Source organism: Anaerobacillus sp. ABR4_321, assembly GCF_056158505.1.
Genome location: NZ_JBSWTK010000001.1, coordinates 2,686,001 through 2,707,068, shown reverse-complemented (window position 1 = coordinate 2,707,068; position 21,068 = coordinate 2,686,001). Strand labels below are relative to the sequence as shown.

The 21,068-nt window shown below is 40.1% G+C and carries 23 protein-coding genes, 8 tRNA genes and 1 pseudogene; 27 read left to right on the top strand and 5 right to left on the bottom strand.

From position 1 onward, the window contains the following. Nucleotides 1-73 precede the first annotated feature (73 nt). The 14 genes from trhO (at nt 74) to ACXADT_RS14000 (ending at nt 4,571) form a co-directional block, all read left to right on the top strand. Nucleotides 74-955, top strand: a complete 882-nt coding sequence (gene trhO / locus ACXADT_RS14065; protein WP_474831681.1) for an oxygen-dependent tRNA uridine(34) hydroxylase TrhO — start codon at nt 74-76, stop codon at nt 953-955. Between the two features lie 76 nt (nt 956-1,031). Then, entirely contained in the window at nt 1,032-1,787 is a 756-nt protein-coding gene (locus ACXADT_RS14060) for an NRDE family protein (protein WP_474811924.1), read from the top strand. Nucleotides 1,788-1,914: 127 nt separating this feature from the next. After that, nucleotides 1,915-2,073 (top strand): hypothetical protein, encoded by a 159-nt coding sequence (locus ACXADT_RS14055; RefSeq protein WP_270182004.1) that lies wholly within the window; start codon nt 1,915-1,917, stop codon nt 2,071-2,073. Between the two features lie 173 nt (nt 2,074-2,246). After that, nucleotides 2,247-2,322 (top strand) — tRNA-Val (locus ACXADT_RS14050). A gap of 23 nt (nt 2,323-2,345) precedes the next feature. Next, nucleotides 2,346-2,421, top strand: a tRNA-Thr gene (locus ACXADT_RS14045). Nucleotides 2,422-2,426: 5 nt separating this feature from the next. Next, nucleotides 2,427-2,511, top strand: a tRNA-Leu gene (locus tag ACXADT_RS14040). A gap of 18 nt (nt 2,512-2,529) precedes the next feature. Further along, nucleotides 2,530-2,606 (top strand) — tRNA-Arg (locus tag ACXADT_RS14035). Between the two features lie 9 nt (nt 2,607-2,615). Then, nucleotides 2,616-2,691: transfer RNA gene (locus tag ACXADT_RS14030), tRNA-Ala, on the top strand. A 4-nt stretch (nt 2,692-2,695) separates the two neighbouring features. Further along, nucleotides 2,696-2,788 (top strand) — tRNA-Ser (locus ACXADT_RS14025). Between the two features lie 3 nt (nt 2,789-2,791). After that, nucleotides 2,792-2,865: transfer RNA gene (locus tag ACXADT_RS14020), tRNA-Gly, on the top strand. A gap of 7 nt (nt 2,866-2,872) precedes the next feature. Then, a tRNA-Glu gene (locus ACXADT_RS14015) sits at nt 2,873-2,947 on the top strand. A 239-nt stretch (nt 2,948-3,186) separates the two neighbouring features. Further along, nucleotides 3,187-3,522, top strand: a complete 336-nt coding sequence (locus ACXADT_RS14010; RefSeq protein ID WP_270182072.1) for a transporter — start codon at nt 3,187-3,189, stop codon at nt 3,520-3,522. Between the two features lie 128 nt (nt 3,523-3,650). After that, nucleotides 3,651-4,301 (top strand): YpjP family protein, encoded by a 651-nt coding sequence (locus ACXADT_RS14005; protein WP_270182073.1) that lies wholly within the window; start codon nt 3,651-3,653, stop codon nt 4,299-4,301. A gap of 48 nt (nt 4,302-4,349) precedes the next feature. After that, nucleotides 4,350-4,571 carry a hypothetical protein gene (locus ACXADT_RS14000; RefSeq protein ID WP_270182074.1) on the top strand — a complete coding sequence of 74 codons (222 nt, stop codon included), beginning with the start codon at nt 4,350-4,352 and terminating at the stop codon, nt 4,569-4,571. A gap of 204 nt (nt 4,572-4,775) precedes the next feature. On the opposite strand, the gene ACXADT_RS13995 is transcribed toward ACXADT_RS14000, so the two are convergent. After that, nucleotides 4,776-5,012, bottom strand: a complete 237-nt coding sequence (locus ACXADT_RS13995) for a YuzB family protein (RefSeq protein WP_474831679.1) — start codon at nt 5,010-5,012, stop codon at nt 4,776-4,778. Between the two features lie 198 nt (nt 5,013-5,210). Between ACXADT_RS13995 and trxB the strand changes: the two genes are divergently transcribed. Continuing rightward, nucleotides 5,211-6,152 carry a thioredoxin-disulfide reductase gene (gene trxB / locus ACXADT_RS13990; protein ID WP_270182075.1) on the top strand — a complete coding sequence of 314 codons (942 nt, stop codon included), beginning with the start codon at nt 5,211-5,213 and terminating at the stop codon, nt 6,150-6,152. Between the two features lie 32 nt (nt 6,153-6,184). On the opposite strand, the gene ACXADT_RS13985 is transcribed toward trxB, so the two are convergent. Beyond that, the gene (locus tag ACXADT_RS13985) at nt 6,185-6,628 is read right to left on the bottom strand and encodes an Hsp20/alpha crystallin family protein (protein ID WP_474831677.1); all 444 of its coding nucleotides are present in this window, start codon (nt 6,626-6,628) and stop codon (nt 6,185-6,187) included. A 105-nt stretch (nt 6,629-6,733) separates the two neighbouring features. Here ACXADT_RS13985 and ACXADT_RS13980 point away from each other — a divergent pair, with 105 nt between their 5' ends. Next, entirely contained in the window at nt 6,734-7,528 is a 795-nt protein-coding gene (locus tag ACXADT_RS13980) for a thymidylate synthase (RefSeq protein WP_474831675.1), read from the top strand. After that, nucleotides 7,519-8,010, top strand: a pseudogene (locus ACXADT_RS13975) (dihydrofolate reductase); the annotation flags it as partial. The gene ACXADT_RS13980 and the pseudogene ACXADT_RS13975, both read left to right, overlap by 10 nt. A 40-nt stretch (nt 8,011-8,050) precedes the next feature. Here the strand turns inward: ACXADT_RS13975 and ACXADT_RS13970 are convergent. Continuing rightward, complete coding sequence (locus tag ACXADT_RS13970) at nt 8,051-8,374, bottom strand: 2Fe-2S iron-sulfur cluster-binding protein (RefSeq protein WP_270182079.1); 324 nt, start codon at nt 8,372-8,374, stop codon at nt 8,051-8,053. A 169-nt stretch (nt 8,375-8,543) separates the two neighbouring features. Between ACXADT_RS13970 and ACXADT_RS13965 the strand changes: the two genes are divergently transcribed. Continuing rightward, on the top strand, nt 8,544-8,951 hold the full coding sequence (locus tag ACXADT_RS13965; RefSeq protein ID WP_474831673.1) for a DUF2203 family protein: 408 nt from the start codon (nt 8,544-8,546) through the stop codon (nt 8,949-8,951). 403 nt (nt 8,952-9,354) lie between these two features. Then, nucleotides 9,355-11,241 (top strand): ABC-F family ATP-binding cassette domain-containing protein, encoded by a 1,887-nt coding sequence (locus tag ACXADT_RS13960; protein WP_474831672.1) that lies wholly within the window; start codon nt 9,355-9,357, stop codon nt 11,239-11,241. Nucleotides 11,242-11,295: 54 nt separating this feature from the next. Here ACXADT_RS13960 and ACXADT_RS13955 read toward each other — a convergent pair. Next, nucleotides 11,296-12,476, bottom strand: a protein-coding gene (locus ACXADT_RS13955; protein WP_474831670.1) for an IS3 family transposase whose coding sequence is annotated in 2 segments (ribosomal slippage) — nt 11,296-12,185 and nt 12,185-12,476 — 1,182 coding nt in all. Because the reading frame shifts where the segments join, the coding sequence is not laid out codon by codon here. Between the two features lie 172 nt (nt 12,477-12,648). On the opposite strand from ACXADT_RS13955, the gene ACXADT_RS13950 reads away from it, so the two are divergent. The 7 genes from ACXADT_RS13950 (at nt 12,649) to ACXADT_RS13920 (ending at nt 19,923) form a co-directional block, all read left to right on the top strand. Continuing rightward, nucleotides 12,649-13,470 (top strand): M55 family metallopeptidase, encoded by an 822-nt coding sequence (locus tag ACXADT_RS13950; RefSeq protein ID WP_270182082.1) that lies wholly within the window; start codon nt 12,649-12,651, stop codon nt 13,468-13,470. A gap of 15 nt (nt 13,471-13,485) precedes the next feature. Continuing rightward, nucleotides 13,486-14,415 (top strand): ABC transporter permease, encoded by a 930-nt coding sequence (locus ACXADT_RS13945; protein ID WP_270182083.1) that lies wholly within the window; start codon nt 13,486-13,488, stop codon nt 14,413-14,415. Between the two features lie 2 nt (nt 14,416-14,417). Further along, a complete protein-coding gene (locus ACXADT_RS13940; RefSeq protein ID WP_474811904.1) occupies nt 14,418-15,368 on the top strand; it encodes an ABC transporter permease in 951 nt (316 codons plus the stop codon). A gap of 61 nt (nt 15,369-15,429) precedes the next feature. Further along, entirely contained in the window at nt 15,430-17,061 is a 1,632-nt protein-coding gene (locus ACXADT_RS13935) for a peptide ABC transporter substrate-binding protein (protein WP_474831668.1), read from the top strand. Nucleotides 17,062-17,139: 78 nt separating this feature from the next. Then, entirely contained in the window at nt 17,140-18,240 is a 1,101-nt protein-coding gene (locus ACXADT_RS13930; protein ID WP_474831666.1) for a dipeptide epimerase, read from the top strand. Next, nucleotides 18,227-19,129, top strand: a complete 903-nt coding sequence (locus ACXADT_RS13925) for a C40 family peptidase (protein ID WP_474831664.1) — start codon at nt 18,227-18,229, stop codon at nt 19,127-19,129. Before ACXADT_RS13930 ends, ACXADT_RS13925 begins: the two co-directional genes overlap by 14 nt. Further along, on the top strand, nt 19,129-19,923 hold the full coding sequence (locus tag ACXADT_RS13920) for a serine hydrolase (RefSeq protein ID WP_474811898.1): 795 nt from the start codon (nt 19,129-19,131) through the stop codon (nt 19,921-19,923). The genes ACXADT_RS13925 and ACXADT_RS13920 overlap by 1 nt, the downstream gene beginning before the upstream one ends. Nucleotides 19,924-19,963: 40 nt before the next feature. Here the strand turns inward: ACXADT_RS13920 and ACXADT_RS13915 are convergent, their stop codons facing one another. Next, the gene (locus ACXADT_RS13915) at nt 19,964-20,461 is read right to left on the bottom strand and encodes a L,D-transpeptidase family protein (RefSeq protein ID WP_474834549.1); all 498 of its coding nucleotides are present in this window, start codon (nt 20,459-20,461) and stop codon (nt 19,964-19,966) included. A gap of 42 nt (nt 20,462-20,503) precedes the next feature. Between ACXADT_RS13915 and ACXADT_RS13910 the strand changes: the two genes are divergently transcribed. Continuing rightward, a complete protein-coding gene (locus ACXADT_RS13910) occupies nt 20,504-21,022 on the top strand; it encodes a metallophosphoesterase family protein (RefSeq protein WP_474831662.1) in 519 nt (172 codons plus the stop codon). Nucleotides 21,023-21,068 lie beyond the last annotated feature (46 nt).

Sequence of the window (21,068 nt, the reverse complement as noted above, 5' to 3'; positions counted from 1 at the left end):
CATCTTTACATCACATCAGAAATCAGGTAAGATTTAATACTGATTTTAGAATACGCAGAAGGTGGTTTTTGACTTGCAATCAGAAGCTTCAGCATATCAAGTGCTGTTATATTATAAGTATGTAGAAATAGAAGATCCCGAGTACTTTGCTAGAAAGCATTTGAAATTCTGTAAGTCTCTAGACTTAAAAGGTAGAATACTCGTAGGTAAAGAAGGCATAAATGGTACCGTCTCAGGACCAAAAGAATACACTGAGCAATACATTCAAGAGTTAAGGAACGATCCTCGTTTTTCTGATATTGAATTTAAGATCGATGAAGCGGAAGCTCACACATTTAAAAAAATGCACGTTCGAGCTAGAAATGAGATCGTATCACTCCGTCTTGATGAGGATATCGATCCAAATGAGCTTACGGGAAATTATCTTGAGCCAAAAGAGTTTATGAATGCACTTGAACGAGATGATGTTATCGTTATTGATGCGAGAAATGACTATGAATATGATATCGGTCACTTCAGAAATGCAATTCGACCGAATATAAAAGCGTTTCGTGAATTACCGGAATGGATTGAAGAGAACTTATCAGATCAAAAGGACAAAAAAGTACTCACGTATTGTACAGGTGGAATTCGTTGCGAAAAGTTTTCTGGTTATTTGAAGAAGAAAGGTTTTAATGATGTATCTCAGCTTCATGGTGGGATCGTAACATATGGCAAAGACCCAGAAGTACAAGGGAAATATTTTGATGGTAAGTGTTTTGTGTTTGACGATCGCTTAGCTGTTGATGTCAATCAAACGGATGAAGCAAAGGTAGTTGGAACATGCTATCATTGCGGCACACATGCAGACACTTACATTAACTGCGCAAATGTAGAGTGTGATAAACTACACATCGTTTGTAATGAGTGCTTGGACTCACAACAACGTTACTGTTCATCATCTTGTGCTGGTTAAGTTGATACAATAAAGGGTTGAAGGAGCACAGTGGTTAACACTGTGCTCCTCTGCTTATCGGAAGGCGGCAAATCGTATGTGTTTAATCGCAGTTGCAATCGATGTTAACCGAAAATACCCATTCATTTTAATTGCTAATCGAGATGAATTCTACGAACGACCCACTGAAAGGGCTCATTATTGGACTGATTATACTAACCTTTTAGCTGGAAGAGACCTAAGAGCAAAAGGTACATGGCTTGGAATTACGACTGAGGGTAACATTGCTGCATTAACAAATTTTCGAGAGCCTAATGAAGATCGTAAGGAGCGGTCAAGAGGGGAGCTGCCTGTCAATTACCTCACGCAGTCTATTCATCCATACGATTATTTAAAGAGTTTGCAGGAACAAAAGGATCACTACAATGGTTTCAACTTGTTTGTGGGTAATGTAAATGAGTTCTTTTACTATTCAAACCGCGAGAACGAGGTTAGGAAAGTTGAGTCGGGCATTCATGCTGTAAGTAATCACCTGTTGAATACAAGCTGGCCCAAAGTGGATCGAATCAAGAGAGAACTATCAGATTATCTTGACCAAACTAAAGAGATTGACTCTGATCAGCTGTTCAAATTACTTGATCATGCTGAACCAGCGCCAGATAAAGATCTTCCAAACACAGGTATCCCGCTAGAATGGGAAAGACTTTTGTCGCCCATCTATATTAAATCTGAAAAGTATGGCACCAGAGCACAAACGATCGTTATGGTCTCTAACGAAGGAGAAGTGACGTTTCTAGAAAAAGCTACCGGTGAAAAAATAAACAAGTTTCATTTTTCAATCGACCGTTCATAATACGTGCTCTAGAGGAATACATTATATCCTACCTATCATTACCAGCTTAAATATGGTAATAAAGACCAGGTTTATGATTGGTCTAAAGAGGGTAACTAGGGGTTACTAAGTATGAGGAGGGGTTTTATTGAAACGAAAGCGTCACTATGTTGAAGATCAGCTACTAAGGGAAGCCTCTAATATTCGAGAGTATCGTAAGGTAGATGTTGAAGTGGTAGCCAAGAAATATCCTGAACGCAGTGCGCCTCCAAAGAAAAATAAAACTCTTGTTCAATCATCAGTATAAGCAGGGGATTAAATCCCTTGCTTTTTTTATGTGAAAAACTATTGCAATCTAGTAAGATTATTGATAATATAAATCTTGTCCTCATAAACAACGTTTTTCGACACAATGTCTTGAAAAAAAGTGTTGACGTGAATGGACAAGTAGTTATATAATATAGAGGTCGCTGTTTATTTGGAGGATTAGCTCAGCTGGGAGAGCATCTGCCTTACAAGCAGAGGGTCGGCGGTTCGAGCCCGTCATCCTCCACCATTCTTTCTCTATAAAAATACTTCGCCGGTCTAGCTCAATTGGTAGAGCAACTGACTTGTAATCAGTAGGTTGGGGGTTCAAGTCCTCTGGCCGGCACCACATACGCGGGTGTGGCGGAATTGGCAGACGCGCTAGACTTAGGATCTAGTGTCTTACGACGTGGGGGTTCGAGTCCCTTCACCCGCACCATTAGAATCACATAGGTATGCGCCCGTAGCTCAATTGGATAGAGCGTCTGACTACGGATCAGAAGGTTAGGGGTTCGACTCCTCTCGGGCGCGCCATACATACTTGGGGCCTTAGCTCAGCTGGGAGAGCGCCTGCCTTGCACGCAGGAGGTCAGCGGTTCGATCCCGCTAGGCTCCACCATATTGGAGGAATACCCAAGTCTGGCTGAAGGGATCGGTCTTGAAAACCGACAGGGGCTTAACGGCCCGCGGGGGTTCGAATCCCTCTTCCTCCGCCATTTGCGGGTGTAGTTTAGTGGTAAAACCTCAGCCTTCCAAGCTGATGTCGTGGGTTCGATTCCCATCACCCGCTCCAATTTAGTGGCCCGTTGGTCAAGCGGTTAAGACACCGCCCTTTCACGGCGGTAACACGGGTTCGAATCCCGTACGGGTCACCATTTCAAAGAAGCTTACGGGCTTCTCACCCAAGGGTTCCCCTGCAGAAGTTCTCTCGAAGAAGAGAAATCAGCAGGACTAGCTAACGCGTCGGAAACCCATACGGGTCTCCATTTCTTATAATAATTTTATTTGATTATGAAGCGACAGCACACTCAAAGAGGTGCTTTTTTTGTTGTCCAAATGAACCTCTCACCTAAGAAGGGCATACAGTGTCTATATCAAGTGAGAAGGGATGGAAATGATGTACAGTGAAGAACATGAGCACATCGCATACCACATTCATACCTATGAGGCTCCTCGTCAACAACAACCAGTGATGCAGCCACCTTCTAGTCCACCATCAACAACACCACAAATGCCTATGTCAGCACAAGCAGGAACGCAGGCAGTAGACCCGTTTGCGATCAGAGGGTGTTTATACCGCTACACGTATATATGGATGAAAGGTGGAAATCGCTTCTGGTTCTGGCCAGTTTTTGTTGGCAGAAGATCTGTATCTGGATTTCGATGGACTGGAAGAAGATGGGTATATACAGGCATTGATCTTAATCGAATTGAAATGTTTACTTGTTAAGTGGATGAGCGCTTTTAACGAAGCGCTCAAAATATATAACAGAATAGTTAAAAAATTATCTGGCATTTTCGTCGTCTTCATGGGACAATGTAAGAAATCTTTTATTTGAGAAAGTCAGGTGTAGACGATTGCGCTTTCCGTTATGGTCAAGAAAGCTTTTTGTAGCATTCATTGCTGTAATCACGCTTGGTACAGTTATACCAACAGAATATTTACAAGATCTTAAACCTGCACAAAAGACTGAAGCTAACTACCAAAAAGACGTTTCACACGTTGTTGAAACGGACGAGCCTCCTCAACTATCATATGAAGAAGTCGAGAGTGAACCCCTACGATGGCCTGAGATTGCAGAACGCTCTTCATCATCTGAGGTAGTAGAAGAATTCATTACATATGCTTCACTACAAACTGAAGAATTAGGAATAAGAAAGTTTGGCGACACGATTGCTAACCGTGTTGGGTCCGAATACATAAATTTGATCGTTCCGAAAGTAAGCGAGGTCATTACATCTAAAGTCGAAGAACTAGATGTTGATTTCGTTCGTTCACTTCGTTTGACTGATAAACCATCTGGTGGTTATGGTGAACGTATCATGCACGTGTACAACGAGAAAACAGGGAATGACTTGATGAGGTTTCATGTGAGAAGAGACCATCCACCTCAGGATGGGTACTGGTTTAACTTTCATTATCATGACGAAAAAGATAACTTTAGTGAGCATCATGAAGTTGGGAAAATTTATTGGGATAAAAACACTCCGCCAAAATGGCTCTCATAATGAGGCATGCGGGGTGTTTCTGTTTGATTGGAAGGGGAATGAATAGAAATGGAACTCGTTCAATGTATAAGGGATGTATTTGAAGAAGATCCTTTAACAGGTACTGAAAATGAAAGGAAATTATTTAAAAAAGGAAATTTTTATCCAGCCTATCAGGATGATCACGAGAACTGGATAACAGTTGATGACGAAGGGGAGCATCATATCATTGCTAGTGGTGAGTCACCAATAGAGGATTTCTGGTTTTTGTATCGTTTTAGAATCGCATAAGTAAACGCTGCTCAATTGAGCAGCGTCGTATTACTTCTTTTTAGGGCGCGCTTGTTGCGGGCCTCTTTTTTTATTCATTTGGAGAGCATCCTCACCGCTTTTAGTACCCTGAGCCCCTGTTTTGGGATCGTAGCCATTGCGACTTTTCATTGAGCAATCCTCCTTTTAGGTGTCACTCAATACTATGCCCAGACCAAACTCAAATTAAAACATAGGATTTTCTTCAATAAATTGATATACGTTACGTACGAGTTCATCTGAAGATGTAGCAGTAACGCGCTCTCCGTTAACGAGACAATACATCTTCTGACTACATAACGTACAATGCCCTAGACAAGAATATTCTAATACATCTAGATCATGGTCTTTTTCAAGTATTTCCATCGCTTTATGTGAACCGCTTGATAGGTTGCTCATACAAAACTCTACGATAGGATTCATGCTATTATCACCTCAATGCTGATTGCAAGTTCTACACTTGTTCATTTTATCAAGAAGGAATGGTAATGAACAACCTTTTGCAATTGAGCAGAATAATAAGCAATATTCAGTAAATACGATATACTAAATGCGTATAGAGGGTTTATTTCTTTAAAATAAGGAAAAATAAAATAATGAAGCTTATAGAGGAGGGTCATTATGAATAAACCAGTTATCGTAGGAACGGGACCAGCAGGTTTAACCGCTGCAATTTATTTAGCAAGAGCAAATATGGAGCCTCTCGTTATCGAGGGTCCAGAGCCGGGTGGTCAATTAACCTTGACGACAGATGTAGAAAACTTTCCTGGGTTTGCTGATGGAATACTTGGCCCAGAGTTAATGGAAAACATGAAGAAACAAGCATTACGCTTCGGTGCTCGAATTGAAAGAGGCTGGGTTAAGGATATCGATTTTTCAAAAAGACCTTATACTTTAAAAACCGATACGCTTGGTGATGTAGAAGCAGATGCGGTATTGATTTCGACTGGTGCTTCGGCAAAGTTATTAGGAATACCAGGAGAATCCGAGAATATGGGTAGAGGTGTAAGCACTTGCGCGACGTGTGATGGGTTCTTCTTTAGAAATAAGAAGATCGTCGTTGTTGGCGGAGGAGACTCTGCGATGGAGGAAGCCACTTTCCTTACTAAGTTCGCTTCGGAAGTTACGATTCTTCATCGAAGGAACGAACTCAGAGCATCAAAAATCATGCAAGAAAGAGCGCGTAATAATGAAAAGATCTCATGGAAGCTTAACTACTCACCTGTTGAAGTTGTTTCAGATGGAAAGAAAGTAAGCGGAATCAAAGTAAGAGAAAGTGATTCAGGTAATGAAGAAACGATCGAGACGGATGGAATCTTTGTAGCGATCGGTCATAAGCCAAACACTGATTTTCTTGAAGGAAAAATAGACATGGATGACAAAGGTTACATCAATGTTGAACCAGGAACTACCCGTACGAACCTTCCAGGTGTTTTTGCTTGTGGAGACGTGCAAGATTTTACTTATAGGCAGGCAATTACAGCAGCAGGCACCGGGTGTATGGCAGCGATGGATTGTGAAAGATTCCTTGAAGGAAATGCTTTCATCGATTGGAGCATGTAATAAAGAAACGGAGGGATCCCCCCTCCGTTTTTTTATTCGATATCTAAATAGTTTATGGTATCTTTTATTCGATCTGTCTTAGGTATCATGACTTCGAGGATACCGTTCTCATATTTCCCCTTCACATTCTTCATTGAAAAGGAATAGGGCAGTTTGATCAATCTGCTAGTACTCGAATACGCTCTTTCCTGTTTATAGTACTTTTGTTTATCATTCCGTTCTTCTTGAAAGCTGTCTGATTCAATGGAAATACGGATGCTATCTCCTAATGGCTCTACTTTAATTTGTTCTTTTGATACGCCAGGAAGTTCAGCTTCAACGATAAAAGCAGAATTCGTTTCATATAGGTCGACACGAAATGCCTGGTGTGGAAGTAAATTAGAAAATGGATCCTTAAAAAAATCATCGAACGTATTCAACCAATTTTGAAGATTAGGATCCTGAAGAATCTTTGGAAGTTTGTCTCCTTTTCCCATCACATATTCATCCTTTCCTTAATTTCTCATATAACATATGATGTGTGAATGAGAACGTTCCAGTGGTACAATAACTATTAGCAAATGTTTGGGAGGGAAGCATAGATGAAAACATACTTACAATTATGCGAAGAAATACTACATAACGGTACAAAGAAGTCTGATCGAACGGGTACTGGTACTATTAGCGTTTTTGGTCACCAGATGAGATTCGATTTGCAAGAAGGCTTTCCTGCGTTAACTACGAAAAAGCTTCATTTACGATCGATTATCCATGAATTACTGTGGTTCATTAATGGAGATACCAATGTAAAATATCTTCAAGATAATGGCGTCCGCATTTGGAACGAATGGGCGGATGAAAATGGAGAACTAGGACCTGTATACGGTCACCAGTGGAGGTCTTGGACTGGAGCTGATGGTGAAACGGTAGATCAACTTCAAAACGTAATCGATCAAATTAAAACGAATCCTAATTCTAGACGAATGATCGTTACGGCATGGAATCCTTCACAAGTGGATGAGATGGCGCTTCCTCCATGTCATTGTCTCTTTCAATTTTATGTAGCTGATGGAAAACTTTCATGTCAGCTCTATCAGCGCTCAGCAGATGTCTTTCTTGGCGTACCATTCAACATCGCATCCTACGCCTTACTCACGATGATGATGGCGCAGGTATGTGATTTAGAGCCTGGAGAATTCATTCATACTCTTGGAGATGCACACATTTACAATAATCACCTTGAGCAGGTTGAATTACAGTTAACAAGAGATCCACGTCCATTACCTAAAATGAAAATTAACCCTGAAGTTAAATCATTATTCGATTTTTCATTTGAAGACTTTGAACTTACAGAATATGATCCGCATCCACACATAAAGGGAGAGGTATCTGTATGATTTCTTTTTTACTTGCAATGGATGAAAATCATTTGATCGGTAAGAACAATGATTTGCCGTGGCATCTCCCAGCTGATCTTGCATACTTTAAAAAAATGACGCTGCAAAAATCAATCGTAATGGGTAGGAAAACGTTTGAATCCATTGGGAAGCCTCTACCAGGAAGAGAAAGTTACGTGATTACAAGGCGTGAGCTTTCCATCAAAAACGTAACAATTCTACATTCTATCGAAGAATTTTTAAAAATGGCTGAAGAAGATAACGAAAAGGAATGGTTTGTAATCGGAGGTGCTGAGATTTACCGTCAGCTCTTGCCTTACGCCGATCGGCTTTACATCACAGAAATTCATAATGAATTTCAAGGCGATGCATACTTCACTGATTTAAAGAGTGAGGATTGGGTTGAGAAATCTAGAGATATAAATAAGAAGGATGAGAAGAATCCTTACGATTATGATTTTGTTATTTATGAAAGAAGATAAAAAGCGAAACGCCGGTTCCTACGAACCGGCGTTTTACTCTTTATTTCTCTGGGCGAGGACCAGGGTCATCAAGACCCGAGCTTTCGATCGTCATAGCTGGCTTAACTTCACAGTCACCGTTTACTCGGACTTGACATGAGAGGCGTAGGTTCTCTTCTACACCCTTTCTTTTAAAAGCTTCTTTTTCGATATCAGTAAGTTCTCCAAAATCGCCATCTAGCACTTCAACGCGACACGTTGTGCATTTAGCTTTACCACCACATCGATGAAGAATATGTACATCGTTGTCTTCAAGCGCAAGTGTTAGCTTCGTTCCTTCCTCTACATCAAATGTTCCATAATCTGGTACAGTAACTTTTGCCAAGAGAAATTCCTCCTTATTTTATAATGTTCCCCTCACTATCCATCATAGCGGATTTATAGAGCTATTTATAGGGTTTACAACAAAAAGCAAAAATACGTCGAATTATGCTTAAAGATGTCAAGTAAGGGTAAATACATACTATTGAATAATCGGATGGAGGAGAACTCACATGAACAAGAGATATTTTACAGAGCACGAAGCGAATGAGACGATTCCTAAAGTAAAGCGAGAGCTGGCAGGTCTTAAGAGCGTGACTCAATCTTTTGGTGAACAGTATGAACAGCTAGAGCAGCATAAGAAAACCTTGTTATATCGTCACAAAACAAAAGTAGATGAAGATATTCTATTCAAAAAAGAGTCTAGAATGGAATTTATGGAATTAGAGGCTCAAACGTTTATTAGAAACTTACTCAGTTTGGGAGTGAAGATCATCGATATCGAAAATGGTTTGATTGCATTCCCAGCTGTTTTAAACGGTGAAGAGGTGGAGCTTTATTGGAAAGAAGGACAGGAAAACGTGACGCTTAACCCTCAGGTATCGTTGCTAGAACGATCGAAGGAAGACGACCGTGTTTGAGGGTTTCTTATTTTAAATTTCACATACCGTACTAAGTATAAGAACATAACATTCAGAACACCTTATTACTAGTGGAGGTGAAGACGAATGAAAAATCCAAAACAAGCTCATAAGCACGAAACTGAGTTTGCAAGTGAACTTTCTGCTGACCAAAACAACAACAAAAAACATAAAAAAAACAAGAAGCAAAAAAAGAACGCGTAAGCAATACTAAAAGAAGGCTGTCGAGAGAATCTCGAGAGCCTTTCGCTATGCAATATGACAGACCGTGACTTTCAATTCACAGTACGAGAGAGTGATGAGCAACTCACACTTCATCCAGTGATTGTTGTGAATTAGTTCCTTTCTAAAGACAAAAAGGGTAAAATAGAAAGCAGACTATAGAGAGAAAAGGATGAGTGTCATGAGCTTGCTTCAGGCTGAGAATATTACCAAATCTTATGGAGAAAAAACTCTTTTCGATGAAATATCTTTTTCATTAGAAGAACGACAGAGGATTGGTTTAATAGGCGTAAATGGAACGGGAAAATCATCGCTTCTTAAAATCTTAGCTGGGCTCGAATCAGCAGACAGTGGGAGTTTATTTCATGCAAATTCATTTCAGGTGGAATATCTTCCACAAGATCCAGTTTTTCATGAAGAAAAAACGATTCTTGAAACGGTTTTTGACAGTGATATACCATTGTTTAATGCAGTTAGGAACTATGAAGTAGCACTTCAAAACGTAACTGATAATCCAGAAAATACAGGTTACCAAGAGCGTCTTCTTACGGCTCAAGAGGAAATGGATCGATTGGATGCATGGGATTTTAGTACGAAAGCGAAGACGATCCTTACAAAGCTTGGATTAACGAAATTTGAATCTAATGTGAATACACTATCTGGTGGGCAACAAAAACGAGTGGCTTTAGCAAAAGCTTTTATTCAACCAGCAGATTTATTGATTTTAGATGAACCAACAAACCATATCGACCACGATACGGTCGAGTGGTTAGAACAATACCTTTCTACATATTCAGGAACCCTGTTGTTGGTAACACATGATCGATATTTTCTAAATCGTGTTACGAACCGTATTTTTGAGCTTGATAAGGGACGTTTGTTTGAATATGGAGGGAATTACGAAACATTCTTAGAACAAAAAGCTTTACGAGAAGCAAGAGAACAAAAAGAAGCTCATAAACAAAACAAATTGCTACAAAGCGAATTAGAATGGTTAAAACGCGGGGCAAAAGCTAGAACCACGAAACAAAAAGCGAGAAAGCAGCGAATTGAGACCATGCAGGAAGCACCAGAACATAAGACTGACGGTAACGTTGAAATGGCGATTGGTTCTAGCCGACTAGGGAAGAAAGTTATCGAAGCAGAAGATGTTACTAAAATGTTCAACGATCATTATATTACAAACGATTTTAGCTACCTTGTTCTTCCTCAAGATCGCATCGGAATCATTGGCGCCAATGGGTCTGGTAAAACAACATTGTTAAACATGCTAGCGGGACGGATAAAACCAGATAGCGGCACAATCGATATTGGAACAACTGTGAAGATCGGTTTTTACACTCAGCAAAACGAAGGACTAGATGAATCTTTAAGAGTGATTGAATACATTCGAGAAGGGGGCGAACAAATACGCCTTCAAAAAGGTGGGAGTATTACTGCCTCACAAATGCTAGAACGCTTCCTTTTCTCACCAGAGCTGCAGTGGACGTATGTATCCAGGCTTTCTGGTGGAGAGAAAAGAAGACTCTACTTGCTTCGAATCTTGATGGAAGAGCCTAACGTTCTTTTCTTAGATGAGCCAACAAATGACCTCGATGTACAAACACTTTCAGTTTTAGAGGATTATTTGTCCGATTTTCCTGGCGCGGTTATTACGGTTTCACACGATCGATACTTTTTAGATAAAGTTGCAGAACAGCTTTTTGTATTTGAAGGAAACGGTGTGATCGATCACTATTATGGTTCATACACTGACTTTTTAGATGTGAAGAAAAGAGAAAAAGAGCTTGAAGCTGAAGAAAAGAAGGTTGCAACCACCAAAGTAGTAGAGAAAGAGGACAAACCGAAGAAAAATAAGATGTCCTATAACGAAAAGAAAGAGTGGGAGACCATTCAACAAACGATTGAAGAAATCGAATTGAAGATTGAGAACGTAAAGGAAGAGATCACAAAATCCGGCAGCGACTTTGAGAAAGTAGATACATTATACAAAGAAGAGCAAGCCTTAACGATGGAGCTAGAAGAAAAAATTGAACGCTGGTCGGAACTATCTGAAAAGATCGAGTAAAGAGAACCACCTGGAAACTGGTTTTACCCCTGTCAAGTAGACAGTATAAAAAAACTACGCTGCCAACGCGTGTCGATATTCAATCGGCGCGCGTTGTTTTAATTTCTTTTGGAAACGTCTGTAGTTATAGTGGTAGATGTAATCCTCGATTGCTTGTCTGATCTCATTTTCTGTTTTACACTGTTCGATATACAACTTCTCTGTTTTGAGATGCGAAAAGAAGGACTCAATACAGGCGTTATCTAGGCAGTTTCCTTTGCGAGAGTGGCTGCCCTTAACGCCATATTCTTCTATTCGTATGTTGTATGCCTTAGACGTATACTGAAAGCCTTGATCCGAATGGAGAACGGCTTCAGTTACGTCTTTTTTCTTTGTCCATTGGGCTACTGTATCTAATACAAGTTTTAAATCGTTTCGTTTAGAAAGCTGCCAACTTACGATCTCATTGTTGAATAAATCTTGGATCACCGATAAGTAATAGAATCGTTTACCATCTGACACATAAGTAATGTCCGTCACCATTTTCTGATTCGTTCCCTTGGCTTTAAAGTTGCGTTTTAACCTATTTGGATAGACGACAGACGGGGTGTATCCATGCCTTTTTCTTTTTTTACGGATTACCGATTGAATGCCCATTTCTGTCATCAAGCGATACACTTTTTTGTGGTTAATGTGGTAACCACTTTCTTTTAATAAACGTGTCATGGTAGGATAACCTGTTTCCGGGTGAAGAAAATGAATCCCCATCATATGCATTTGGATGTCATGATCTTGATTGGCCTTTTCATCTCGCTTTGCTTGACTGGCTCTCCATTTGTAATAACTTGATGGTTGGAGGGAAGCAATCTCTAATAACCAAGTGACAGGTGCTTTGCCCCTTAAGCCTTCCACGGTTTCATACTTTATTTTTTGCGTGATTTTTCCTCCTTTTCGAGATTTTGATACTGCTTTTTTAAGTAATCCACCTGCGCTTTCAGGTAATCTCTCTCTTCTTCAATTGTGTTAAAGTTTGTACGCGGCCTACCATACATAGGATTTTCTCCACTGCGACTTCGAATATCAAACGGCTCACCATTCTTCCACTTCTTGACCCACACTTTAAGTTGTGTACAATTCTTTATTCCCAATTCTTCCGCTAGAGCTTTATAACTTTGGGAACCGTTAATGTATTTCATCACGGCATTATGTTTAAAATCGTCTGTATACTGTTGAAACGTTTGTCCTTTTTTAGCCATAGAAAAATCCCCTCCAAGTATCATCCTTTCCTCCACCATATCATGGAGGTTTTTTTGAATGTCTACTTAAAGGGGATAATATCAAACAGGTGGTTTTTTCTTTTTAGTAAATTTTGAGAATTCGTGATATAATTATTCAGAAAGTTAAGAATTGAGTGGAAGGAGGGAAAGAGTGAAGCTATATTTATCAGTCGATATGGAAGGGATTTCTGGGATCGTAGATGATACGTTTGTGGATTCATCTAAACACAATTATCGTCGCGGCCAAGAGTTGATGACGCAAGAAACAAACCACGTAATTGAGGCTGCTCTAGCAAGTAGAGTGGAAGACGTGATTGTAAACGACAGTCATTCCAAGATGAACAACCTTTTAGTAGAAAAGCTACATGAAGATGCAAAACTTATTTCTGGAGATGTAAAACCGTTTTCCATGGTTGAAGGATTAGACCATACATATGACGGGGCAGGATTCATAGGCTACCATGCTCGGGCATCATTAAAAGGAATCATGTCTCATTCAATGATACATGCAGTAAAAAATTTCTATATTGATGACATAACCGTTGGAGAACTAGGGTTGAATGCGTTCGTAGCTGGGTACTACGGCGTTCCTGTTTTATTAGTAGCTGGAGATGACAGAGCGACAGCAGAAGCAGAAGCGCTTATTCCAAACGTTACCACTGTTACAGTAAAAGAATCGATTTCGCGTTCATCCGGATTAGTTCCATCACCCAACAAAACTGGCAAACTACTAAGGGAGCAAACGACTGCTGCCATCGAAAGTCGTCATCGAGTAGATCCTTTAGTTCCTCCAAAGAAACCGATCTTCCGTATCGAATTTACGAATTATGGACAGGCCGAATGGGCGAGTATCATGCCAGGAGCTGAGATTGAAACTGGTACAACAGTAAAGTTTCAGGCAAAAGATATGCTAGAAGCCTACCAAGCTATGCTTGTCATGACAGAACTAGCATCAAGAACGACATTTAGTTAGAAAGTAGGGATTTTATTGGCGAAATACGTTGCAAATCGATTATTCGCCATGCTAATTACACTGTGGATTATCGTGACGATTACATTCTTTTTAATGCATGCCATTCCTGGATCACCATTTAACCAGGAACGTAATACTAGCGAAGCTGTTCAGCGAAATCTTGAAGCACACTACCATTTGAATGAACCAGTATTCGTTCAATACTTTATCTATTTAAAATCACTTGCAACGTTAGACTTTGGACCTTCTATCAAACAATCATCAACTTCTGTAAATGAGATGATTGGTAGGGGATTCCCTGTTTCAGCGGAGTTAGGAATGCTGTCATTAGCGATTGCAGTTATTTCGGGAGTGATCCTCGGGATATTTGCTGCTTTAAAGCATAATGGCACGATCGATTACATAGCAATGACGTTTGCAGTTATAGGGATATCCGTTCCAAACTTTATAATGGCTACATTACTCATTCAACAGTTAGCTGTAAACTGGGAGATCTTCCCTGTGGCCACTTGGTCTTCACCAATGCATATGGTGCTTCCTGCAGTTGCGCTTGCTACAGGTCCTATGGCGATCATTGCTCGTTTAACCCGGTCGAGCATGATAGAGGTTTTGAATCAAGATTATATACTGACAGCAAAAGCAAAAGGAATGTCAACGTATCAGATCGTAATCAAGCATGCGATGAGGAATGCACTACTACCTGTCATCACGATTTTAGGTACGCTAGTCGCAGGTGTACTGACAGGAAGCTTTGTTATCGAGAAAATTTTTGCAATTCCAGGTATGGGTAAATACTTTATCAATGGGATTAATGATCGAGATTACCCAGTTATCATGGGAACAACGGTGTTTTATAGTGCGTTTTTAATCATGATGTTATTTATCGTAGATATCGCTTACGGCATTCTCGATCCTAGAATTAAGCTTCACAAGAGGGGGAATTAGAGATGTCGTTACCAGAAAAAACAAACAAAGGTACGCCCTATACACCTGACGACTTGTTCGTGCCTCTTGAAAACTCTTCATATGATGTCGATCATATTGCGAAGCCGTCTGTCTCTTATTGGAAGGATGCATGGATTCGCTTAAGACAAAATAAGTTATCGATGGCAGGATTAATCGTATTGATCCTATTAATCTTGATGGCCGTATTTGGACCGATCATCTCACCATATTCGTATGACCATCAAGTACTTACGAATGGGAACCAGGCACCATCTTCTGAACATTGGTTTGGCACAGACAACCTTGGCAGGGACATGTTCACACGAACATGGAATGGTGCAAGAATATCGTTGTTTGTAGGGTTTATGGCTGCATTCATCGATTTCATTATAGGTGTAGCTTACGGTGGCTTTTCAGGATACAAAGGTGGACGCGTAGATAATTTTATGATGAGAATCATCGAAATCCTTTATGGTCTTCCATATCTCTTGATGGTTATTCTACTGATGGTCGTGATGGGACCAGGATTATTTACTATTATCGTGGCTTTGACCGTTACAGGATGGGTCGGAATGGCGAGGATCGTTCGAGGACAAGTATTGCAGTTAAAAAACTCTGAACATGTTCTAGCATCTCGAACGTTTGGAGCTAGTGCAGGTCGTGTTATCAGGAAGAACCTGCTTCCAAACACTATGGGACCGATCATAGTTCAAATGACCTTAACTGTTCCTACAGCAATATTTGCCGAAGCCTTCCTGAGTTTTCTTGGGCTTGGCGTTCAAGCTCCAATCGCTAGCTGGGGAGTCATGGCGAATGACGGACTATCTGCCATACTGTCAGGACATTGGTGGAGATTATTCTTTCCTGCATTTTTCATTTCATTAACGATGTTTGCTTTTAACGTTTTAGGAGATGGATTACAGGATGCATTAGATCCAAAGCTTAGAAAATAATAGGATAGTAGAGTGCTCATTATGAGCGACTTTTCTATAAACTAGTTTAGGGGGAAACGAAATGAAAAAAATAGTCACCATGTTTCTTTCGCTTCTTCTTCTTATTGGAATTGTAGGCTGTACAACAACGCAAGACAGCTCTAGTAATTCGAATAGTGGAAGTGAAGGAGATAGCCAAGAACAAAGCTCAAAAATTCTTAAATTAAACAATGGAGCAGAGCCTACGTCATTTGATCCACCGATCGGGTTTGATAGTGTATCATGGAATGCATTGAATAACTTGATGGAGGGTATGACGAGGCTCGACGATAATGATGAGCCACAACCGGCTACTGCAAAAGAGTGGGACGTTTCAGAAGATGGAAAAACCTATACGTTCAACATTAGAGAAGACGCAAGTTGGTCGAATGGGGAGCCTGTAACTGCACAAGATTTCGAGTTTGCGTGGAAACGACTTGCTAACCCAGATACAGCATCACCAGCTGCTTTTCTTGCTTACTTTATTGAAGGAGCAGAAGCTTACAATACTGGCGAAGGTTCCGCTGAAGATATGATGGTAACAGCCGTTGATGAAAAAACACTTGAAGTACAACTTACTAGCCCTGTTGGGTTCTTTCCAACTTTAATTTCAAACCCTGCTTTCTTCCCTGTTCATAAAGAAACAGTAGAACAAAACCCTGAATGGCATACAGAAGCAGATAGCTATGTAAGTAATGGTCCATTCAAACTTTCAACATGGACTCATGAAACGAAGTTTGTTTTCGAAAAGAACGAAGAATATTGGGACGCAGAAAGTGTAAACCTTGACGAAGTTCACTGGGCGATGGTCGATGATACAAATACAGAGTATCAAATGTATAAGACAGGAGATCTTCATACATCTGACGTACCTGCAGACTTGAGTGAACAGTTATTCGACGAAGGAAAAGCACAAGTAGAAGACCAGTCTGGAACGTACTTCTATCGCTTTAATACTGAAATGGAACCGTTCCAAAATGCAAACATTCGTAAAGCATTCGCAATGGCTGTCGATCAGCAGCAAATTGTAGAATTCGTAACAAAAGGACAAGAAAAACCAGCTAAAGGATTTGTTGCATACGGATTTGAAGACCCATCAGGAGGAGACTTTAGAGAAGTCGGAGGAGATCTGGTTTCTACCGATGCAGCAAAAGCGAAAGAACTGCTTGAAAAAGGAATGGAAGAAGAAGGGTATGACACACTTCCTGCTGTAACACTTACTTATAATACGAGTGATTCTCATAAGAAGATTGCTGAAACACTTCAACAAATGTATAAAGAATCGCTAGGAGTCGATGTGGAGCTTGCGAACCAGGAATGGAACGTCTTCTCAACAGAGCAAAAAGCATTAAAGCTGCAATTCTCTCGTAGTTCGTTCCTTGCTGACTACGCTGATCCAATTAACTTCTTAGAAAGCTTCCAAACTGGGCATTCTATGAATCGAACTGGGTGGAGCAATGACGAGTTTGATAGCTTGATCGAACAAGCAAAGAATGAAACAGATGAAGAAAAGCGATTTGAATTGATGCACGAAGCAGAATCGATTTTATTCGATGAAATGCCAATTTTCCCAATTCACTTCTACAATCATGTTTATTTACAAAGTGAAGATGTAACAGGAATCGTTAGACACCCTGTTGGTTATATGGAGCTTAAAACGGCAGATATCAAATAGTTTAAAGAGCCGGGTGCGTTTGCGCCCAGGCTCTTTCTTATGAAGTTGCAGACAATCATATGCAAGGAGAGAATCGTGATGAAAATAACTAATATCGAAACATTTGCTGTGCGTGCACAATTAAAAAAACCTTTTAAAACAGCACTTCGAACGGTTACTACAGCAGAATCTGTCATTGTGAAAGTTACGGCAGAAGATGTAATTGGCTGGGGAGAAGCACCACCTACCGTTGCGATCACAGGTGAAAGTAAGGAAAGTGTGATTTCATCGATCAACAATCATATTTCACCTAAATTGATTGGATTAGAGTTATCTTCTTACGAGACCATCTTTAAAGTCTTGCACACTTCTTTAGTAAGAAATACAAGTGCAAAGGCTGCTGTTGATATGGCTATTTATGACCTTCTTGCGAAACAGTCCAATCTACCTCTCTATCAATATCTAGGCGGGTTTCGAGATTTGCTTGAAACAGACTACACAGTAAGCGTGAATTCTCCTGAAGAGATGGGAGATGATGCCTCTCAATATGTGAGTGAGGGTTTTAACATATTAAAAGTAAAAGTAGGCAAGGATACGATCGAACGTGACTTAGAGAGGATTAAAGAGGTACAAAATCGCACAGGTAATAAGGCAAGTATCAGATTAGACGCCAATCAAGGCTGGACAGCTAAAGAAGCGATTTACGCGATAACGAAATTAGAGCAAGAAGGAATTAATCTCGATCTTGTTGAACAACCTGTTCCTGCCCATGACATCGAAGGGCTTAAAAGAGTGACGGATTCTGTGAATACTCCAATCATGGCTGATGAGAGCGTTTTTTCAGCGCGAGATGCGTTACAGGTAGTTTCGATCCGTGCAGCTGACTTGATTAATATTAAGCTAATGAAAGCAGGTGGAATCCATCAAGCTTTAAAGATAAATGCCATAGCGGAGAGCGCTGGGATAGAGTGTATGGTTGGAAGTATGATCGAATCAAAACTAGGAATTACTGCAGCGGCTCACTTTGCTGCAAGTCAGAAAAATATTACGCGTTTCGATTTTGATGCCCCCCTAATGTTTAAGGAAGAGAATGTTGATGGAGGGGTAGCGTACAACAAAAGTATGATAACATTTAACTCATACACAGGATTAGGTATACATTCAGTTAAACAAGGGGGTTTACAAATTGGAATTAACTAGAAAAACAGTAAGTGTTACAGTAGCCACTTTGTGGTCTAATCCGGAAAGCGCTAGAAACGTGGATGAAAAAGCGATACATAACCCAGTAAATCTAGAAGGATGGTTAGATCAACTTTCCTATTCATCGAGCCTTGCACTATGCGATGAAAACCGAGTTCAATCTCAGGTCCTTTATGGGGATGAGGTATTGATTTTAGAAGAAAAAAATGACTGGTCTCATGTTATCGTTCCTTCTCAGCCATCATCGAAGGATCCAAGAGGCTACCCAGGCTGGATTCCTACAGAGCAACTATCAGAAGAAATTTATGATGGCGATGGAGTATATGTATCAATAATAAAACATGGTGCTGCGGTAACCAATCAAGGTGATGATACGTTGCATCTAAGCTATCAAACAAGACTTCCTCTAATTGATCACACTATTGATGAATATAGAGTTTGGACACCACATGGCGATAGGTTGATCAAAAAGGAGCACTCAGAATTAGTTGAAGTAAATGGTGATGTTGGAAATGGAGATGAGCTAGTAAAAAACGCAGAAAAATTTATTGGACTTCTTTATCTCTGGGGAGGGATGTCCTCTTATGGCTATGATTGTTCAGGTTTTAGTTATAACATGGCACGTTCGATCGGTTGCACCATCCCAAGAGACGCTCATGATCAGATGAAGTCAGGTGAGCACGTACAGGATGGAAATTGGGATGTGGGAGACTTATTATTCTTCGCTTATGAGAAAGGAAAAGGGAGCGTTCACCATGTCGGGATGTATTATGGTGATGGAAAGATGATTCACTCTCCAAGTACAGGCCGCATAATCGAAATAACACCATTAAAGGGAACGATCTACGAAGAGGAGCTCTGTGGTGTTAGGAGATATTGGGGAAATTGATGTTAGATTTCAGTATGATCTCAAACAAAGTAAAAGACTGTTTCATTGGTCTTGAAGGTAATCATTCAATTCTTATCAAAGGTCCAGATGGTGATATCACATTACAATCCGAACAGCCTGTATCATCTGCTAGCATAATAAAAATCCCTATTATGATTGAAGCATTATATCAAGCAGAAAATGGACGGATTCATTTAGACGATACGATCATGGTAGAGAACCATAATTGTGTTCAGGGATCAGGGGTGCTATCTCACCTTTCTATACAGGATGGATGGAAGGTTTCGGATCTTATCATATTGATGATCATCTCCTCTGATAATACAGCAACAAATCAGTTGATCGATCTACTAGGGATTTCCTCTATCAACAGTACGATGAGAAAATTAGGGTGTTACCATTCTACATTGATGAGAAAGATGATGGATCATGAATCTCTGAAATTAGGAAAAGACAATTTGATGTGTGCTAGCGACACAGTGACATTGTTACACGCAATTCATTCTGGTAACATGCTATCAAATGAGTCTAAAGAATGGGCATTATCAGTATTAACAAAACAACAATTTCAAGATAAGTTTCCTTCAAAGATTTCTCATCTTTCAGAAGGGGAACTCGCTCATAAAACAGGCGAATTAGAAGGAATCGAGCATGATGTAGGAATATTATTCACTCAGCATGGCCCTGTTTTCTACGCGTTTTTAACAGCTGGACTGATAGAAAATCGATATGGAAGAGACGCGATCGCAAATGCAGGCAGATTGCTATACGATTACTATAGTGAAAAAGTATAATAAACGAAGAGACACCGTCATATCGACGGTGTCTCTTCGTTTAAGTACCTATTTCTACTCGTGTTCCAATAGGAACCGTTCTAGAAAGCTCTTCAACGTCTTCATTATACATTCGGATACATCCTCTAGATACATAGTTACCTATTGATGAAGGGTCGTTGGTACCATGTATACCATAGTGTTTTTTTGAAATGCTCATCCACATCGTACCATATGGCCCACCTGGATTAGGCGCTTTATTGATGATGATGTACAAACCTTTTGGGGTTTCATGAAGCATACGACCGACACCAACAGGGTATACCTTAACAATGGCACCATTTTTGTATAGTGATAGTTTACGGGTAGAGAGTGATACATAAATCGTATAGGGAATAGTAGAAGGATCAGGATACCCAGGAATCAAGATGATTTGACCTGGATAGATAAGGTTAGGATTAGGCAAAGTATTCACTTGTAACATTTCCCAAAGGGGGACGCGGTAATCTCCCGAGATGCTTGTTAGAGTTTCACCAGGACGAACAGTGTGCTTCAAGATAATTCACCTCTTGTAGGAATAGTCGACAAAGGAGCGAATGTATTGAATATCGTAATTATCGCAGACACTCATCTACCAAAGAAAAAGAAAAGCTTGCCTTTTAAACTTGTGAATGAGCTTGAAGATGCTGACTTCATCATCCACGCGGGTGACTGGCAAACAATCGATGTATACGAAGAATTAATACACCATGCGCCAACTTCAGGAGTATATGGGAACGTCGATGATAACCAGATTAAAGAAAAGTTCGATTTGAAAAACATCGTTGAGATAGGATCATTGCGAATCGGGATTACTCATGGACACGGACGTCGTAAAACAACTGAAAAACGTGCCGTGGAATTATTTGAAGGTGATGGGGTAGATATCGTCATCTTTGGTCATTCGCATATCCCTGTTCATAAAGAATATGATGGGAAAATCGTTTTTAATCCTGGCTCCCCAACCTATAAGCGAAGACAACCAAAGTATTCTTTTGGAAAACTAGAGTTATCAGAAGATGGGTGTTTCACACTTGAGCATGTATTTTTTGATGAAAGCGAATCGGAAGCATCGAAATAATTGAACAAATCTCCATGCAACTGTATAATGTTTGTATAACAATTGT